The sequence below is a fragment of the Streptomyces sp. JH002 genome, from assembly GCF_050916115.1.
Taxonomy (GTDB): Bacteria; Actinomycetota; Actinomycetes; order Streptomycetales; family Streptomycetaceae; genus Streptomyces; species Streptomyces xiamenensis.
Map to the genome: position 1 here is coordinate 5,585,523 of NZ_CP087989.1, position 17,763 is coordinate 5,603,285.

A 17,763-nucleotide genomic window follows, 5' to 3' on the forward strand; every position below is an offset into this window, starting at 1 on the left:
AACCGGAGACACCATGGTCCTGCGGGTCGAGATCGACGAGCCGCGCTGCGTCGCCGCCGGGCACTGCGTGACAGCCGCCCCCGAGGTGTTCGACCAGCGCGACTCCGACGGCGTGGTGGTGCTGCTCGACGCGGCGCCGCCGGCCGGTGAGCGCGAACGGGTCAGGGAGGCGGCGCTGCTGTGCCCGGCCGCCGCCATCCTGCTGCACGAGCGCGACGGTGCGTGATGTCCGCGCGCAGTGATGTCCTGATCGTGGGCGCCTCGGCGGCCGGTCTGGCCACCGCCGAGTCGCTGCGCCGGCGTGGCTTCACCGGCACCGTCCGCCTGGTGGGGGAGGAGCCGCACCCGCCGTACGACCGGCCGCCGCTGTCCAAGCAGGTCCTGCTGGGCACCTGGGACGCCGGCCGTACGGTGCTGCGCCCGCCCGCCGACCTGGCCGGCCAGGGCATCGAGGTGCTGACGGGCCGCCGGGCCGTGGCCGTGGACACCGGTCGGCGCGAGGTGACGCTCGCCGACGGGACCCGGCTCGGCTACGGCGACCTGGTGCTCGCCACCGGGCTGACGCCCCGCCGGCTGCCGGCGTTCGAGGGTGTGGCCGGGGTGCACACGCTGCGCACCCTGGACGATGTGCGGCGGCTGCGCGCCGACCTGGCCGCCGCCCGCCGCCTCGCCGTGATCGGCGCCGGGGTGCTCGGCTGCGAGATCGCCGCCACGGGCCGGGCGCTGGGCCTGGAGGTGACCGTGATCGACCCGGCGCCGGTGCCGATGGCCGACCGGCTCGGCACCGGCACCGGCCTGCGGCTCGCCGCCCTGCACCGTGAGCACGGCGTGCGGCTGCTGACCGGCACCAAGGCGGAGGCCCCGGTCACCGCGGGCGGGCGGGTCACCGCGGTGGTCACCTCCCAGGGGCCGGTGCCCGCGGACGCCGTGGTGATCGCGGTCGGCTCGCTGCCCGCCACCGACTGGCTGCGCGGGAGCGGACTGCCGCTGGACGACGGGATCGTGTGCGACGCCCGGTGCCGGGCGGCCGACCACGTGTACGCCGCCGGTGACGTGGCCCGCTGGTGGCACCCGGGCCAGGGCCGCACGGTGCGGCTGGAGAACCGCTCCAACGCGGCGGAACAGGCCCTCGCCGTCGCCGACAACATCCTCGGGGCCGACCGGGCCTACACCCCGGTCCCGTACTTCTGGACCGACCAGCACGGCGTACGGGTGCAGATCTTCGGCGACCCGGCCGCCGGCGACCACCTGCGGGTGACCGAAGGGGACTTGGACAGCGGCCCGTTCACCGCGGTCGCCGAGGCCGGCGGACGCCCCGTCGGCGTCATCGGCTGGAACAGCCCGCGCGGCGCGCGCCGGGCACGCCACCTGCTCACCGACGCCTGAGCGGCGCCCGCCCCACCCCGGGGCCCGCCGCGCCCCGAGAGAACAAGGACCCCGACATGTCACAGCACACGGCCCCTTCCGGAGAGCGAACGATGATCGACGAAGACGTACCGGTACTCATCGTCGGCGGTGGCGGCTGCGGGCTCACCGCCTCGCTGTTCCTGTCCGACCTGGGCATCCGCCATCTGCTCGTCGAACGGCGCGAGTCCACCTCGGTGCTGCCCAGAGCGCACTACCTCAACCAGCGCACCATGGAGATCTTCCGCCAGCACGGCGTCGCCGACGACGTCTACGCGCTCAGCGCCCCGCTGGCCAACATGAGCGAGGTGGCCTGGCGCACCTCCCTGGCGGGCGACGGCCCCCTGGACGCACGGGACCTGCACCGGATGGACTCCTTCGGCGGCGGCAGCACGGAAGTCCCGTACGCGGCCGACAGCCCCTGCCCCTCCACCAACCTGCCGCAGCACCGGCTCGAACCGCTGCTGCGCCGGCACGCCGAGGAACGGGCCCCCGGCATGGTGCGCTTCCACCACATGATGGAGGAGTTCACCCAGGACGAGGACGGGGTGACGGCCAGGATCACCGACCGCGCCACCGGCACCACCCGCACCGTACGGGCCCGCTATCTGCTGGGCGCCGACGGCGGACGGAGCATCGGCGACACCCTCGGCGTCACCATGGAGGGCCAGGGCGGCGCGTGGAACGTCATCTCCGTGCACTTCAGCGCCGACCTGTCGCGGTGGTGGAGCGGCGACAAGGTGCTCATCACCAACTTCGTCAGCCCCGACGGCGGGCTCATCTCCCGCTACGGCATGGTCGCCATGGGCCCGCGCTGGGGCCTGGCCTCCGAGGAGTGGGCGCTCCACTTCCACCTGCCGGCCGGCGTCGACCTGGACCTCGGTGAGGAAGCCACCATCGCCCGGGTGCGGGAACTGCTCAAGCTGCCCGACCTGGACGTCACCGTGCACCAGGTGAGCCGGTACACGCCGGAGGCGGTCATCGCCGACACCTTCCGGGTGGGCCGGGTCCTGCTGGCCGGGGACGCCGCGCACCGCCAGCCGCCGGCCACCGGCCTGGGGCTGAACACGGCGGTCCAGGACGCGCACAACGCCGCCTGGAAGCTGGCCGCCGTCCTGGGCGGCACCGCCGACGAGGCGTTGCTGGACACCTACGAGGCCGAACGGCTGCCGGTGGCGCGCCGCTCCATGGAGTGGGCGTTCTTCGCCTTCCGCAACCACGGCGTGCTGCACGCCGGTCTGGGCCTGATGCCCGGCGCGCCGCCCGAGGTCACCCAGGCCAACTTCCGCGCCCTGTTCGCCGACACCCCGATGGGCGACACGCTGCGCGCCAGGACGGCCGAGGTGTTCGCGACCCAGCGCGTGGAGTACCAGGCGCACGACATCGAGATCGGCTTCCACTACGAGCAGGGCGCCCTCGTCCCGGACGGCACCGAGCGCCCGCCGCTGGACCCGATGGGCAGCGTCCACCACCCCGTCACCCGGCCGGGCCACCGGCTGCCGCACGCCTGGCTCTCCCGGGGCGCCGAACGCCTCAGCACCCAGGACCTGGTGGGCCGCGCGGGCGGCTTCGTGCTGATCACCGGGCCGGCGGCGGACGGCTGGCGGCTCGCGGCCAAGCGGGTGGCGCAGGCGTACGGCGTGCCGCTGGACGTGGTGTCCATCGGCGCCGACGACGAGACGGCACGCTACCGGGACGCCGAGGGCGCCTGGTCCGCCGTGCGCGGAGTGGGCGACGACGGCGCCGTCCTGGTCCGTCCCGACCAGCACATCGCCTGGCGCGGGGCGTCGGCGAGCCCGCACGCCGAACGGGAACTGGACGAGGCCCTGGCCCGCGCCCTGGGCCGGCCGGCGGGCGCGACCACGGGGCGGCCGTGATGACGGACCTCGACGGCGAACACCTCGTCCGCGCGTTCCTGTCCGCGATGGGGCCCACCCCGGCCGCCGTCCGCTCGGCCGTGGACCGCTACCTGACCGACGACTGCGTGTGGGAGAACCCCGGTTCCCCGGTGTGCGTGGGCAAGGGGCAGATCCTCGGCCTCATGCCGGCCGACTTCGCCCAGCTGGAGTACCGCTTCCGGCACGTCGCCACCGCGGGCGACACCGTCCTGGTGGAGCGGGTGGAGAACATGCTGCGCACCGACGGCACTCCCATCGCCCGCAACCTCAAGGTGATGGCCGCCTTCGAGGTGCGCGACGGCCGCATCGCCGCGTGGCGGGACTACTTCGACATCACCCGCCTCATCTCCGACGCCGAGGAAGAGTGAGGGACGGACATGACGACCACACGAACCGACAGCAAGGGCCTGTGCGCGGAACTGGTGGAACGCGTCCACGCCATCGGGCCCGTCCTCGCGGACGGGGTCGCCGAGGGCGACCGTGAACGGCGGCTGCCCGACGCCTCGGTGCGGGCCATCGACAGCTCCCAGGTGGGCATGGTGTGGACCGCGAAGGAGTACGGCGGCCTGGAGGGCGACGTACGCACCCTGAGCGAGGTCACCAAGGCCCTGGCGCACTACTGCCCGTCCACCTCCTGGGTGGTCAACAACATCAACGGCTCGAACCTGCTCGCCACCCGCTTCCCGCGCCGGGCCCGGGAGGAGGTGTTCGGTGACCACCCGGGCGCGAAGCTGGCCTCGGTGTTCGTGGCGCCCGGCCGGGCGGAGCCGGCCGACGGCGGCCATGTGCTGACCGGGCAGTGGCCGTACGCCTCGGGGATCCTGCACGACGACTGGGCGATCCTGAGCGCGAAGGAGACGAGCCCCGACGGGGAGACCGTACGCCCCCTGTCGGTGCTGGTCCCGGTGGCCGAACTGACCGTCGAGGACACCTGGTCCACGGTGGGCATGCGCGCCACCGGCAGCCACACCGCCGTCGCCCACGAGGTCTTCGTCCCCGCACACCGCGTGCTGCCCCTGCCCACCCAGCTGGGGCGGGCGCACGTCACCGATGTCTCGCTGCCCCCGCTGCTGCGCTCCCCGGCGGTGGCGGCGATGGCCGTCATCTGCGCCTCGGTGGTGCTGGGTGCCGGCCAGGCCGCGCTCGCCTTCGTCCAACAGCGGGCACCGCGGCGCGGCGTCACCCCGACCGTCTACAAACGCCAGCCGGACTCGGGGGCGTTCGTGGCCTCGCTGGGCCGCACCGCGCTCACCGTCGACGCCGCCGAGATGCATGTGCGCCGGGCGGCGGAGAGCATCGACGCGGCCGCGGCGGCGGCGGTCGCCCTGTCCGAGAGCGAGCTGCGCCGCATCCGCGGGGACGTCTCCCAGGCGGCCCAGCTGGTGACCGGTGCCCTCGATGACCTCATGTGGGCCCACGGGGCGGCGTCCTTCGCCGAGGCCAACCCGCTCCAGCAGTACTGGCGGGACGCCAACACCGCGGCCCGGCACGCGATGCTCAACGTCCAGGTCGGCCACGAACTGTACGGCGGCTCCTTCTTCGGCCTCGACTCCATCGTCCCCAGCCTCTGACACCCCTGCCCCCCGCCCCGAAGGAACCCCATGGACTGGCTGCCCCCCTTCCTCATCCCGATGTCGCAGGTCGCACCGGTCACGGTGGGGGCGGCCGACGTTCCCGGCTGGCTGTTCTGGTCCGTGGCCGGACCCACGGCGCTGGGCTGGATCGCCACCTATGTGCTGGCGATCCGGCTCGCGCTGCGGGAGGGCTGGAGCGCCATCCCCGCCCCGCTGGTGGCGGTGAACTTCGCCTGGGAGTTCAGCCTGACGTTCGTGCTGGAACAGACGGAGACACAACGGCAGATCAATGTCCTGTGGTGCGTCTTCAACGTCGTCCTGCTGTATCTGGCGTTCCGGTACGGGCCGCGCGACTATCCGGCGCTCACCCTGCGGGCCTTCCGGTGGATGATGACCGGGGTGCTGTTGTGGGCGGCGGTGATCGTGGTGGTGGGCGCCAACGAGTTCCACGACCGGGACGGCATGTACACCGGCATGATCATTCAGGTGCCGCTGAGCGCCTCGTTCCTGCTGCTGCTCAAGCGGCGCGGTTCCAGCGCGGGTCAGTCGATGCACATCGCGGTCACCAAGTTCGCCGGCTCGCTGTTCGCGGGGATGACCGCCCTCGTCGTCTATCCCTCGCACCATCTGCTGCAGGTCCTGGTGGTGACGTATGTCGCCCTGGACATCACCTACATCGTGCTGCTGCGCCGCACGATGCTCCGCGAGGGCCGGCCGCTGTGGGCCCTGCGTGCCCCCGCGCCCGGCACCGGTCCGCTGCCGGAGCCCGGCGCCGCGCCGCCGCCGGCGTCCCTCCGGCGTACGGCTGCGGGCGCGCGGTCAGATGACGCCGCTGCGTAGCGCGTAGGCGACCGCGTGCGGCCGGTTGCGCAGGTTCAGCCGCCGGGTGACCCCGAAGATGACGCGCTTGACGGCCCGTTCGGACAGGCACATCTTGACGGCGATCTCGGCGGTGTCCAGGCCCTCCGACATGAGCCGCAGCACACCGATCTCGCGCGGGGTCAGCCCGGAGGTGTGCAGGCCGGACGGGGAGAGCACCTCGCGCTGGATCCGTTCGATCTGCCGCAGTAACTCGCCCAGCATCTTCGGCGGGAGCACCCCGCCGCCGGCCGCCGCGGTCAGCACCGCTTCCTCGATGCGGCCGGTGGTGGCCGCGGCGCGCGGCAGCACGGCCACCACGTTGCACTCCACCGCGGCGAACAGCTCGGCCCGGTCGATCTCGGACGGGATGAGCACCACCGGTACGCCCAGGGAGTCCTTGAGCCTGCGCAGCGCCGACATGACCTCCACGGTCATCCGCTCGGCGACGAAGACGGCGACGTCGACCGGGCCCCGGTATTCACCGGTGGCGACCTCGATGTTCGCCGTCGAGCCCAGATGATTGCGCACGGCCGTATAGGTGAGCGGATCGGGTGCGCGCACGATCGCTTTCACGGTGCGTGTCGTGGTGTCGGTCGTCACTGGAGGACCTCCAAGAATTCACAGGACGTTCGCCGGGGCATACAGCAAGAGCCGTGGCGGGCGCCGGTCGCCATGGTTTCAGGAAGAAAGTTCTCCCCCCGTTTCCCCTGTGTTGCGACCATGAGACCGGGAAATTTACGCGTGGAGGTCGGGCGACACCGAAGATTCGGCACGGAAGTACGGCTTGGGGCCGCATGGTCATCTTCTCGTGCATTTCCTCGTCACCACGTCAAAACTCCCCGAGAGTGGCCTCATACGGTCATTGGCAGTCGGAAAGACAACTGCAAAGACCATACTGTGGCCGACTTCGGGGAGTCGACGAGATCGGGCTGTTCTCGTTCCCGCCAGGGGAATCCCTCATTCAGCCCACGACGACGGTGGGAGAGCCTTCGTCCGCGGGCTCCATCTCCTCGGCGATGCGCAGCGCTTCCTCGATGAGGGTCTCCACGATCTTGGACTCCGGGACGGTCTTGACCACCTCACCCTTCACGAAGATCTGCCCCTTGCCGTTGCCGGAGGCCACCCCCAGGTCCGCCTCGCGCGCCTCGCCGGGGCCGTTCACCACACACCCCATCACCGCGACCCGCAGCGGCACTTCCATGCCCTCCAGGCCGGCGGTGACCTCGTCCGCCAGCTTGTAGACGTCCACCTGGGCCCGCCCGCAGGACGGGCAGGAGACGATCTCCAGCTTGCGCGGCCGCAGATTGAGCGACTGGAGGATCTGCCCGCCGACCTTGGCCTCCTCGACTGGCGGTGCCGACAGCGACACCCGGATGGTGTCGCCGATGCCCCGGCGCAGCAGCGCCCCGAACGCGACGGCCGACTTGATGGTGCCCTGGAACGCGGGCCCGGCCTCGGTGACGCCCAGGTGCAGCGGATAGTCGCAGCTCTCCGCGAGGAGCTCGTACGCCCGGATCATGATCACCGGATCGTTGTGCTTGACCGAGATCTTCAGGTCGTGGAAGCCGTGTTCGGCGAAGAGCGAGGCCTCCCACAGCGCGGACTCGGCCAGCGCCTCCGGGGTCGCCCGGCCGTACTTCGCCATCAGCCGCCGGTCCAGCGAGCCCGCGTTCACCCCGATCCGGATCGGGGTGCCGTGCTCGGTCGCCGCCTGCGCGATCTCCCCGACGCGGTCATCGAACTTCTTGATGTTGCCGGGGTTCACCCGCACCGCCGCGCAGCCCGCCTCGATGGCCGCGAACACGTACTTGGGCTGGAAGTGGATGTCGGCGATCACCGGGATCTTGGACTTCCTGGCGATCTGCGGCAGCGCCGCCGCGTCGTCGGCGCTGGGGCAGGCCACCCGCACGATGTCACAGCCGGCCGCGGTCAGCTCCGCGATCTGCTGGAGCGTGGCGTTGACGTCCGCCGTGACGGTCGTCGTCATCGACTGCACGGAGATCGGGTGTTCACTGCCCACCCCCACCGAGCCCACCCGCAACTGCCGCGTCTTGCGGCGGTCGGCGAGCGTGAGCGGCGGCGGAGCGGGCATACCGAGCGCGACCTGGGTCACCGCGGTGTCCTTTCCAAGTGGGGTACGGGAGGTGCCGGAACGGCACGGTGCAGCGACAGGACGGTCTCGGCGACGGACTCCGCGCTCAGACCGTGTTCGGCGAGGATGGCGGACCGCTCCCCGTGGGTGAGGAACGCCCGGGGCAGCCCCAGCGTGTGCACCGGCGTCCCGATCCGGGCGTCCGCGCACGCCTGGGTCAGTGCCGCGCCCACACCACCGGACCGCAGCCCGTCCTCCAGCGTGAGCACCAGCCGGTGCCGGGACACCAGATGGACGAGCGTGGGGTTGACCGGCAGCAGCCAGCGCGGATCGACGACGGTGACCCCGATGCCCCGCCGGGCCAGCGACTCCGCCGCGCGCACCGCGGGTCCCGCCAGCGCACCGGCGGAGACCAGCAGGACATCCAGCGGACGCGAGCGGGTGCGGTGCAGCACGTCGAGCCCTTCGAGCCGGGTCAGGGCGGGGATGTCGGGCCCCGGCGATCCCTTGGGGAACCGCAGCGCCGTCGGAGCGTCCCGGGTGGCCACCGCCTCGCCCAGCAGCTCACCGAGCTGACGGGCATCGCGCGGGGCCGCGACCCGCATGCCGGGCACCGCGCCCAGCAGCGCCATGTCCCACATGCCGTGGTGGCTGGCGCCGTCCGGGCCGGTGATGCCCGCCCGGTCCAGCACGAACGTCACCGGCAGCCGGTGCAGCGCCACATCCATCATGATCTGGTCCAGCGCCCGGTTCAGGAACGTGGCGTACAGACACACCACCGGGTGCAGACCGCCCATGGCCAGCCCGGCGGCGCTGGTGGCCGCGTGCTGCTCGGCGATGCCCACGTCGAAGACCCGCTCCGGGAAGCGCCGCGAGAACGCGCGCAGGCCCACCGGCTCCAGCATCGCGGCCGTCAGCGCCACGACCTCGGGCCGCTCGGCGGCCACCCGCTCCAGCTCCGTGCCGAACGTCTTCGTCCAGCTGACCGGCGAGCCGCCCGGCCGCGGCCGGCCCGTCGCCGCGTCGAGGACGCCGATCCCGTGCATCCGGTCGGCCTCGTGGTTCTCGGCCGGCGCGTAACCGCGGCCCTTCTCGGTGACGCAGTGCACCACGACCGGGCAGCCCAGCTCCACCGCCCGCCGGTACGCCTCCTCCAGCGCGGTGAGGTCATGGCCGTCCACCGGGCCGAGGTAGGCGAAGCCGAGGTTCTCGAACAGGTTCGGGCCCTCGTGCCGGCCGCGCCGCAGCACCGCCAGATGCTCGGCCAGGCCGCCGACCGTCGGATCGTAGGAGCGCCCGTTGTCGTTGAGGACGATCACCACCGGGCGGGAGGAGCGTCCCAGGTTGTTCATCGCCTCCCAGGCCAGGCCGCCGGTCAGCGCACCGTCGCCGATCACCGCGACCACCCGCCGGTGCTCCTCGCCCAGCAGCCGCTGCGCGCGGGCCAGACCGTCCGCGTAGGACAGCGCCGTGGAGGCGTGCGAGTTCTCCACGTGGTCGTGCTCCGACTCCTGGCGCATCGGGTAGCCCGACAGACCGCCGGGCGCGCGCAGCGTGCCGAAGGCGTCCCGCCGGCCGGTGAGCATCTTGTGCACATAGGCCTGGTGGCCGGTGTCGAACACGATGCGGTCGATGGGCGAGTCGAACACCCGGTGCAGCGCGATGGTCAGTTCGACCACCCCCAGGTTGGGGCCCAGATGCCCGCCGGCCGCGGTCACCCGCGCGACGAGCAGGTCCCTGATCTCCCGCGCGAGCGCGGGCAACTGGTCCCGGTGCAGCTCCTTGAGGGACCGGGGCCCCGATACACGGTCGAGCACACTTGTCGACATGTCTCACCCACTCAGCTGGAAAGGCCGTCCGCCGGCCGGGGCGCGTCGCCGCGCACGGCCGACGGAAGATCGAAGTACACGGTCTCGCGGGCGATCTCGCGTTCCTCGACGGTGACGGGACCGTAGGCGGACAGCGCGCTGACCACCCCCTCGACGAGGGCGGGCGGGGCCGAGGCGCCGCCGGTCAGCCCGATGGTGCGCACGCCCTCCAGCCACTCGGGCCGGATGTCCTCGGCGGTGTCGATCAGTTCGGCGGGGGTGCCCGCGTACCGCGACAGCTCCACCAGACGCACCGAGTTGGAAGAGTTCGCCGAGCCGACCACGAGCACCAGATCGGCCTCGGGGATGATCGCCTTGAGCGCGTTCTGCCGGTTCGTGGTGGCGTAGCAGATGTCCTCGGACGGCGGCTCGTACAGCAGCGGGAACCGCTCCCGCAGGGCGTCGACCACCTCGGCCGTCTCGTCGACGCCCAGCGTGGTCTGGGTCAGATAGGAGATCTGCGGGGCGTCCTCGGCCGACAGCTGCCGCACCTCCTCGGCCGTCTGGACCAGCACCATCGACTCCGGCGCCTCCCCGAGGGTGCCCTCCACCTCCTCGTGCCCGGCGTGCCCGATCAGCACCACCGTGTCGCCGCGCGCCGCGTACCGCCGCGCCTTGGCGTGCACCTTGGCGACCAGCGGGCAGGTCCCGTCGATGACGTCGAGCCCGCGCTTGTCCGCCTCCTCGCGCACGGCGGGGGAGACCCCGTGCGCCGAGAACACCACCGTCGAACCGTCCGGCACCTCCTCCAGCTCCTCGACGAAGACCGCCCCGCGCCCGGCGAGGTCATCCACGACGGAGACGTTGTGCACGATCTGCTTGCGGACATACACCGGTGCGCCCCGGGACTCCAGAGCCCGTTCGACGATCTCGATGGCCCTCTCGACACCCGCGCAGAAGGACCGTGGTCCGGCCAGCAGAATGCGACGGGTGACTCCGTTCTGCACATACTCGTCCGAGCTCACATCAGCCATGCCGGGCAGCGTAGGAACGCCGCGCCGGTGCGCTCAACGACGCTTTCCACTTTCCAGAACGGGCCCGCTGCGGGCCCGGGGAACGCTGTCACAAAGGGACCGGTCGCACGGTCCCACGGGCCACGGCACTCTCCCGATCTTGAGCGCGGCCTTCCGGTTCCGGTAGCCATGAGCGTGTTGGACGCGCTGCTGCGACGGGAGCATCACGGTGGACGGTGGACGCGAACCCCGGGGGGCCTGCGCTGGGCCGGCCGCCGGCGAGGCGGCGGACCCGGGCGCGGGCGGGCTCGCGGGCGGCCCGCTGCGCAAGTCGATGGCCGTACTGGAGGCCCTGGCGGAGGCCCCCGGGCCGCTGACCCTCTCCGAACTCTCCCGCCTGGTCAACCAGCCCAAGTCGACACTCCACCGCCACATGCGGGTGCTGACCGACCTCGGCCTCGCCGTCCGCATGGAGTCCAAGTCCTACGAACTGGGCACCTATCTCTTCCAGCTGGCCTCCACCAGCGGCCCGGCCCGGCTGCACAGCCTGGGCCACACGGTCACCCCGTACCTGATCGAGCTGTTCCAGCTCACCCACAAGATCGTGAGCCTCGGGATGCTCTCCGGCACCCGGATCCAGCACGTGGGCACCCTGTACGGACAGGAGCACGTCCGGCTCGCCACCGCGCTGCGCCGCCCCTTCCCGGCGCACTGGTCGGCGGCGGGCAAGCTGCTGCTGGCCAAGGCCATGCGCAATCCGGCGGACTTCAGCGACGGGGCACCGGCGGGCACCCGGCGCGGCGCGGCCGGCGCCGACTCGATGCGCCGCGAGTTCGAGCGGATCCGGCGCACCGGACTGTCGTACGCCAGAAGCCGCTGCGTTCCCGAACTGGTCGAACTGGCCGCCCCCGTCAGCCTGGGGCGTTCGGGGCAGATGGCCGCGGTGGTGGTCGGGGACACGGTCCACAACCGGGACCTGCGCAGCGTGGGCCGCGCCCTGCTCGACACCGTGGGCGCCATCGAGGAGAGCCTGTCCGCCGGAACCCGCTGACACCCCGCACGGGTTCGTTATGCTTCCGTGATAACCGGAGGCGGCGGTACGGAGTCTATGGGGCGTGGACAGGGAAGCTGAGGAGTTCTTCACCGACTTCTACCCGCGGCTCGCCGGCTGGTGCCGGGGGCTGGTGGATGACGACGGCGTCGCCCATGACATCGCGTCAGAGGCGTTCACCCGCCTGTGGGCGCGGTGGCGCACCGTGGACCGGCGCGAGTCGTACCTCTTCAGCATCGCCGCCAACCTGGTCAAGGACCACTGGCGCGCACGCGAGAACGAGCGCGGCGCCGTCCGCCGGCTGCTGGCCGGGCGACGCGAGCACGCGCCGGCCGCCGACCAGGGATTCGATCTGCGCAGCCTCGTGGAGGCGCTGCCCGCACGGCTGCGGGTGCCGGTCCTGCTGTATTACTACGCCGGCCTGCCGATCGCCGAGATCGCGGCCGTGCTGCACCGGCGCCCGGGCACTGTGAAGGGCGATCTGCACCAGGCACGCGAGCGGCTGCGCACCGCCTTGAGGGGACTTCATGAGATCAGCACGTGATTCCGAGCAGCCGCACGAGCCCTCGGAGATCGCCGAGGCGTTCACCACGGCCGAGCTGCGGCTGGACCCGCCGCCGGGCGCGTACGAGGAGCTGCGGCACCGCGCCGCCGCCCGGCGCAGACGCCGGCTGGTCGCGGTGACGGCGGCCGTCGTGCTGTCGGCCGGCGGGACGACGGTGGTGGCCGCGATGGCACGCTCCGACGGGGAGCAGGGCCAGGCACCGGTGGCCGCCGAGCCTCCGCCCCGGGACGAGCAGCGCGCCGAGCCCCCGCCCGAGCCGTCCTCCGAACCCTCCGACGAGCCGGCCGCGCCGCCCACCGGGCAGGCCGAACCGGACGCCGGCGACACACCGCCCGTGGAGGAGGGGAACGAGACGGCCGGTGGGAGCACGCCCTCGGTGTGTGCCACCGAGGCGCTCGCGCTCGGCGTGGAGAACCCGAACGCCGGGGCGGGTTCGCTCATGTACACGCTGGCCTTCACCAATACCGGTGACACCGCCTGCACGCTGACCGGCTTCCCCGGGGTGTCGCTGCTGACCGCCGAGGGCGGCGAGCAGATCGGTGCCCCGGCGGTGCGCGGGCCCGAGGGCGGCGAGGCGCTCCGGGTGGAGCTGCAGCCCGGGGGCACGGCCCGCGCCGATCTGCGGCTGGCCCGGGCGGAGAACTACCCCGCCGAGGAGTGCTCGCCCGTCCCGGCCGCCGGGCTGCTGGTCTACCCGCCGGACGAGACGGACGCGCTGTTCCTGCCGCGTGAGGGTGTCACCGGCTGCACCGACGAGGCGGTCGGCCTGCTGTCGGTGACGGTGGTGTACTGACCGTGGCCGCCGGGTCAGCCCAGGGCCGCCGCCACCTCGGTACGCAGCTGGGGCAGCATGTCGTGCAGCACCCCGGGGCACAGGGTGGCGTTGAAGTCCTTGTGCCCGTACAGCTGGGTGGGCGCGATGCCGTACCGCTGGCAGGTGTAGGCGCACAGGCTGACCAGGACCTCCCACTGGGCCTGCGGCGGGGTGGCCCCGTCGTGGTAGGCGCCCTCGGTGCAGATCCCGATGCCGTCGTAGTTCTGCCCGGAGGTGTGGGCACCGAGCACCAGGCCCTGTCCGGCGCGCAGGGTGCGCAGGCTCTCGTGGCGGCCCTCGGTGATCCAGCCGCCCCGGCTGACCACGAAGTGGTAGCCGGTGTCGGACCAGTTGTTGTCGTCCATGTGGATGTTCTGGACCCACTTGGCGTGCGCGTGGGCCTGGGCGCGGGAGTAGTCCGTGCTGTTGGGGCCGGCCGCGTGGTGGACGATGATCTTGTTCGGCCGGTTGTCCAGCACCGTGATGGTGCCGGACGCCGGCCGGGCCCCCCACACGGCCGTGCTGTCGATGTCCGGCTCCACGACGGGGGCCGACCGGGGGGCGGCGCTTGCGGTTCCGGACAGGGCGAGGGCGGTTCCACCGGCCACCAGGCCGGCCGAACCGGCCAGCAGCAGACGACGCCGCGTCAGATCGGCACCGGACATGGGATCTCCTTCGTGCTGAGCGTGCGGGGGGTGGGACACGGATGGCCCGGGGAGCCGGCCGCGCGGGCCGGCTCCCCGGAGCGGGCGCTACGGGGTGTTGTTGGCCAGCGCGAGCAGCCGGTCGCGGGAGCCGTTGAACTGGTCGCGGTCCACGTTGCCGGAGATGCCGCTCACCGAGCCGGAGTCGGTGTACTGCCACACGGTGTGCACGCTGAAGCCGCCGGGCAGGGTCGGGCTGTTGGCGGTGGTCCAGTGGGCCACCCACAGCGGGCTCTGGCTCGCCATGCCGCTCCAGCTGCCGGTGCAGGTGTTCCACCAGCTCGGGGAGGTGTAGATGACCACGTCACGGCCGGTCCTGGCCTTGTACGTGTTGTAGAAGTCCTGGATCCAGGTGCGCATCTGGGTGGTGGACAGGCCGTAGCACTGGGCGCCGTACGGGTTGGACTCGATGTCCAGCACGCCGGGCAGCGTCAGGTTGTCCGCCGACCAGGCTCCGCCGTTGGAGGCGAAGAAGTTGGCCTGGGTCGCGCCGCTGGAGGAGTTCGGCAGCGCGAAGTGGTAGGTGCCCCGGATGACGCCCGCGGCGTGGGCGGCGGGGTAGTTGGTGTTGAAGCTGGGGTCGCGGTACGAGGTCCCCTCGGTGGCCTTCATCCAGGCGAACTGGATTCCGGAGTTGCGCACCGAGGTCCAGTTGATGGAGCCCTGCCAGTGCGAGACGTCGATGCCCTGGACGCCGTCGGTCGGCGCGTACGGGGTGAACTGCGGCGCGTCGTCCGGGGTGGCGTCGCCGTGCGCCAGCTCCCCGGCGCCCATGAAGGCGGTTCCGGGGGCCAGCTCGCCCACCTCCAGGGTGGTGGGCTCGCCGGCCGGGGCGTCGCCCCCGGCGTCGGCGGCGGTCGCGGCGGTGGCGCTCAGCGGCGCGACCAGCAGGGTGAGGGAAGCGGCGAGGACACCGGCGAGGGTCAGCCGTCGCCGGCGGGATCCGGCGGTGCGGGCACGTCGGATGGACATGTACTACCTCCTGGCACAGAGATGTGGGGTGAGTGCCACAGAGCGAGTCAAACAGCCCGACGGTCATAGGACAGGGCAGGCCGGGCCGCCGCGTCGTCGTGTGGGGGGACGTGGGGGTGTACGTTCGGCGTGTCTTGAAGTGTGCGCGCCAATAGTCACGCACACCAACCGGCGCCGCGTAAAGGGAGTTCGGCGTCCCCCCGTGGACCAGTCCAGTGAAAAGGACGCTGACCTGGTGCAACGGGCGTAGACTCCGGGAACTTTCGGACTCGGAAAGTTGCTTGGTCATCGCACACACGGTCGGACGGGCCCGGGCGGACGCACGGGAAGGCCCCGGTGACATGCCGTCACCGGGGCCGGATGCGGACACTGCTGGACGGGGCGTCAGCAGCCGCCGCAGTTGTAGTAGGTCACATCCCAGTGGTTGCCCTCGCGGGCGTAGATGTTGCCCGAGCCCGACCGGTACTGGGCCGCGCCGTCCGCCCGGTTGCCGATGAAGGTGAAGTTGCCGGTGACGTAGTTGTTGATGCAGGTGTTCAGTCCGTAGTCGAGCTTGTAGCCGTTCCAGTGGCTGTAGGTGCCGCTGGCGTGCCCGGTCTCGGTGCCCCCGGTGATGTTGAGCGCGCAGCCGCTGGCCCGCTTGAGGGTCTGGGCGCCCTGGGCCGACTCCAGATTGAGCTGGTCGAAGGACGTACAGGTGGACACGTTGCGGTTGGAGCAGCCGCCGGAGGACGACCAGGTGATGCCGACCGCCTGGAACATCGAGGTGGCCTGGGCGTGGGTGATCTTGGTGGCGTACGGCGTGACGTCCGTGACCGCGGACACCGGCGCGGACACGGACGGGGACGCCGCGCCGGCGGCCGGGGCGGCGGCCAGCGCGGCACCGGTGAGGGCGAGAGCGGTGAGGACCGAACGGATTCTCATGGGTGGGGGGAACCCTCCTGCTGGGCGCCCGGATTGCGGGCGCATTTCATCAGATGACCGTGCAGGTGGTGCCCCGACATGCTGCCCCAGGTCTACGCGCGTTGGCCATGGCGTCCGGAAGACTCGGCAGGAAACTGACACGGCCGCCGGCGCCGCCCTCCGAAACCGGGGGATCTTGCCGGTTTCCGGCGCCGCGTGACAGCCTGACCGGGCACCGGCACCACTCGAACGTCCCTGCGAGAGGACCTCATGACCAGCAGGAAGGAGCAGCCGCTCAGCGATATCCGCCGCTGGCGCGCCGGGCTCTTCGTCCTTTTCGTGATCGTCGGCGTCTCCATGTCGTCCTGGATCACCCGCACCCCCGACATCCGTGACGCCATCGGCGCCTCCACCGCCGGAATGGGCCTGGTCATCTTCGGTCTCTCGGTCGGCGCCATGACCGGAGTGCTCAGTTCGGGGCAGCTCGTCGCCCGGTTCGGCGGCCGGCCCGTCACCGCTGCCGGCATCGGCGTTCTGCTGCTCGGCCCCCTGCTGGTGGGGACCGGCGCGGCCACCGGCTCCGCCTGGCTGGTGTTCGCCGCCCTGGTGATCTTCGGCGCCGGCAGCGGCCTGATGGAGATCGCCGTCAACATCGAGGGCGCCGCCGTGGAACGGGCCCTGTCCCGCTCCGTGCTGCCCGCCCTGCACGGCTGCTTCAGCGCCGGCACCGTCGTCGGCGCCGCCACCGGCATCGCGCTGACCGCCGTCGACTTCTCCGTCGCCTGGCATCTGTGGCTGGTGACCGCCCTGTGCGCCCCGGCCGCCGCCTGGGCGGTACGGCAACTGCCGGCCGGCACCGGCCGCGAGGGCGCGGCCTCCACCGACGAGCCGCGCCTGACCAGGGCGGAACGGCTCGCCGTGTGGCGCGAGCCGCGCACCCTGATGCTGGGCGCGATCGTGCTCGGCATGGCCCTGGCCGAGGGCGCCGCCAACGACTGGCTGCCGCTGATCATGGTCGACGGCTACGAGCTGAACGCCACCACCGGCTCGCTCGTCTACACCCTGTTCGCTGCCGCCATGGCGACCGGCCGGTTCGGCGGGGAGTTCGTCCTCGCCCGGCTCGGCCGGGTCACCGTGGTCCGCGGCAGCGCCGTCCTGGCCGCCATCGGCATCCTCGTCGTCGTCTTCGCCCCGCACCCCGCGCTGGCCGCCGCCGCCGTGGTGCTGTGGGGCCTGGGCGCCTCCCTCGGCTTCCCGGTCACCCTCTCCGCCGCCGGCGACAGCCCGCACCACGCCGCCGCCCGGGTGAGCGCCGTGGCCACCATCGCCTACCTGGCCTTCCTCGCCGGGCCACCGCTGCTGGGGCTGCTCGGCGAACACACCGGACTGCGCCATGCCATGCTCGCCGTCGCCGCCGTGGCGCTGCTCGTCAGCACCCTGGCCTCCGCCGCCCGCAGGCCGAAGACCCCGGCCGGCCCCGTACCGGCGGCTCCGGCTACGGCTGCGGAGCCCGCAGCCGCTCCCGTGCCGCCATCAGCGCGAAACCCAGCAGATTGAGTCCACGCCAGTGGGCCGGGTCCTGTGCGAGGGCATCGTCGGCCGCCAGCCCGATGCCCCACACCGGGTCCACCGGGCTGGCCTCCACCAGCACCCGCTCCCCGGTGCCCAGCAGATAGGCCCCCAGCGCCGGGTGCTGCCCGAATTTGTGCACGCTGCCCTCCACCACGACGGCGAACCGCTCCGCGCGCCAGCGCTCCTCGTCGAAGCCGCGCACCGTGCGGCCCGCGGCCTTGGCGTCGCGGGGATGACCCGCGGCCAGCACCTCCGCCCGCGCCTCCTCGTCCCCGAACAGCCGCGCCTTCCCCGCCATCATCCAGTGCTCGGCGGTGGCGTAGGTCTCCCCGGCCACGGTGAACGGCGCGGGCCACCACTGGCTCAGGCAGCCCGCCCCCACGCTGCCGTCCCGCTGCGGCCGGTGCCCCCAGAAGTACAGGTACTTCAGCCGTTCACCGCGCGCGGCCCCGGCCGCCAGTTCCGCCGCGAGAGTCTCGCCCGGCAGTCCCGTGTTCCTCACCATGTCCCTCACCCTACGAACGGCCACTGA

Annotated in this window: 18 protein-coding genes; 10 read left to right on the forward strand and 8 right to left on the reverse strand. The window is 72.4% G+C overall.

What is annotated here, in order from left to right:
- The first annotated feature begins 13 nt into the window (after positions 1-13).
- The 6 genes from H7827_RS25580 to H7827_RS25605 all read left to right on the forward strand — a co-directional run bounded on the left by H7827_RS25580 (position 14) and on the right by H7827_RS25605 (position 5,716).
- A complete protein-coding gene (locus H7827_RS25580) occupies positions 14-226 on the forward strand; it encodes a ferredoxin (protein ID WP_174864352.1) in 213 nt (70 codons plus the stop codon).
- Positions 226-1,386 carry an NAD(P)/FAD-dependent oxidoreductase gene (locus tag H7827_RS25585; RefSeq protein ID WP_432747499.1) on the forward strand — a complete coding sequence of 387 codons (1,161 nt, stop codon included), beginning with the start codon at positions 226-228 and terminating at the stop codon, positions 1,384-1,386. Before H7827_RS25580 ends, H7827_RS25585 begins: the two co-directional genes overlap by 1 nt.
- Before the next feature lie 92 nt (positions 1,387-1,478).
- Complete coding sequence (locus tag H7827_RS25590) at positions 1,479-3,281, forward strand: FAD-dependent monooxygenase (RefSeq protein WP_386532514.1); 1,803 nt, start codon at positions 1,479-1,481, stop codon at positions 3,279-3,281.
- Positions 3,281-3,670 (forward strand): limonene-1,2-epoxide hydrolase family protein, encoded by a 390-nt coding sequence (locus H7827_RS25595; protein ID WP_386532517.1) that lies wholly within the window; start codon positions 3,281-3,283, stop codon positions 3,668-3,670. The genes H7827_RS25590 and H7827_RS25595 overlap by 1 nt, the downstream gene beginning before the upstream one ends.
- 9 nt (positions 3,671-3,679) lie before the next feature.
- Positions 3,680-4,873, forward strand: a complete 1,194-nt coding sequence (locus H7827_RS25600) for a hypothetical protein (protein ID WP_432747500.1) — start codon at positions 3,680-3,682, stop codon at positions 4,871-4,873.
- Between the two features lie 30 nt (positions 4,874-4,903).
- Positions 4,904-5,716 (forward strand): hypothetical protein, encoded by an 813-nt coding sequence (locus H7827_RS25605; protein ID WP_432747501.1) that lies wholly within the window; start codon positions 4,904-4,906, stop codon positions 5,714-5,716.
- On the opposite strand, the gene H7827_RS25610 is transcribed toward H7827_RS25605, so the two are convergent.
- The 4 genes from H7827_RS25610 to H7827_RS25625 all read right to left on the reverse strand — a co-directional run bounded on the left by H7827_RS25610 (position 5,696) and on the right by H7827_RS25625 (position 10,671).
- Positions 5,696-6,337, reverse strand: a complete 642-nt coding sequence (locus H7827_RS25610; protein ID WP_234390055.1) for a helix-turn-helix transcriptional regulator — start codon at positions 6,335-6,337, stop codon at positions 5,696-5,698. The genes H7827_RS25605 and H7827_RS25610 overlap by 21 nt on opposite strands.
- 361 nt (positions 6,338-6,698) lie before the next feature.
- Positions 6,699-7,850, reverse strand: coding sequence for a flavodoxin-dependent (E)-4-hydroxy-3-methylbut-2-enyl-diphosphate synthase (ispG, locus tag H7827_RS25615; protein WP_199811763.1), 1,152 nt, complete (start codon positions 7,848-7,850; stop codon positions 6,699-6,701).
- On the reverse strand, positions 7,847-9,658 hold the full coding sequence (locus H7827_RS25620) for a 1-deoxy-D-xylulose-5-phosphate synthase (protein WP_432747502.1): 1,812 nt from the start codon (positions 9,656-9,658) through the stop codon (positions 7,847-7,849). Before H7827_RS25620 ends, ispG begins: the two co-directional genes overlap by 4 nt.
- Positions 9,659-9,669: 11 nt before the next feature.
- A complete protein-coding gene (locus tag H7827_RS25625; protein ID WP_386532527.1) occupies positions 9,670-10,671 on the reverse strand; it encodes a 4-hydroxy-3-methylbut-2-enyl diphosphate reductase in 1,002 nt (333 codons plus the stop codon).
- Between the two features lie 208 nt (positions 10,672-10,879).
- Here H7827_RS25625 and H7827_RS25630 point away from each other — a divergent pair, with 208 nt between their 5' ends.
- The 3 genes from H7827_RS25630 (at position 10,880) to H7827_RS25640 (ending at position 13,059) form a co-directional block, all read left to right on the forward strand.
- Positions 10,880-11,701, forward strand: coding sequence for an IclR family transcriptional regulator (locus H7827_RS25630; RefSeq protein WP_432747503.1), 822 nt, complete (start codon positions 10,880-10,882; stop codon positions 11,699-11,701).
- 64 nt (positions 11,702-11,765) lie between these two features.
- Positions 11,766-12,245 (forward strand): RNA polymerase sigma factor, encoded by a 480-nt coding sequence (locus H7827_RS25635; RefSeq protein ID WP_030727821.1) that lies wholly within the window; start codon positions 11,766-11,768, stop codon positions 12,243-12,245.
- Positions 12,229-13,059 (forward strand): DUF4232 domain-containing protein, encoded by an 831-nt coding sequence (locus H7827_RS25640; RefSeq protein WP_432747504.1) that lies wholly within the window; start codon positions 12,229-12,231, stop codon positions 13,057-13,059. The genes H7827_RS25635 and H7827_RS25640 overlap by 17 nt, the downstream gene beginning before the upstream one ends.
- A gap of 14 nt (positions 13,060-13,073) precedes the next feature.
- Here H7827_RS25640 and H7827_RS25645 read toward each other — a convergent pair whose 3' ends face one another.
- From H7827_RS25645 to H7827_RS25655, 3 genes are all read right to left on the reverse strand, one after another.
- Complete coding sequence (locus H7827_RS25645; protein ID WP_386532534.1) at positions 13,074-13,745, reverse strand: peptidoglycan recognition protein family protein; 672 nt, start codon at positions 13,743-13,745, stop codon at positions 13,074-13,076.
- An 87-nt stretch (positions 13,746-13,832) separates the two neighbouring features.
- Complete coding sequence (locus tag H7827_RS25650) at positions 13,833-14,756, reverse strand: lysozyme (RefSeq protein WP_432747505.1); 924 nt, start codon at positions 14,754-14,756, stop codon at positions 13,833-13,835.
- A gap of 384 nt (positions 14,757-15,140) precedes the next feature.
- A complete protein-coding gene (locus H7827_RS25655) occupies positions 15,141-15,680 on the reverse strand; it encodes a hypothetical protein (protein ID WP_386532539.1) in 540 nt (179 codons plus the stop codon).
- Positions 15,681-15,929: 249 nt separating this feature from the next.
- On the opposite strand from H7827_RS25655, the gene H7827_RS25660 reads away from it, so the two are divergent.
- Positions 15,930-17,216, forward strand: coding sequence for an MFS transporter (locus tag H7827_RS25660; protein WP_432747506.1), 1,287 nt, complete (start codon positions 15,930-15,932; stop codon positions 17,214-17,216).
- Here the strand turns inward: H7827_RS25660 and H7827_RS25665 are convergent.
- Positions 17,155-17,736 carry an NADAR family protein gene (locus tag H7827_RS25665; protein WP_432747507.1) on the reverse strand — a complete coding sequence of 194 codons (582 nt, stop codon included), beginning with the start codon at positions 17,734-17,736 and terminating at the stop codon, positions 17,155-17,157. The two genes, H7827_RS25660 and H7827_RS25665, sit on opposite strands and share 62 nt — an antisense overlap.
- Positions 17,737-17,763: the final 27 nt, after the last annotated feature.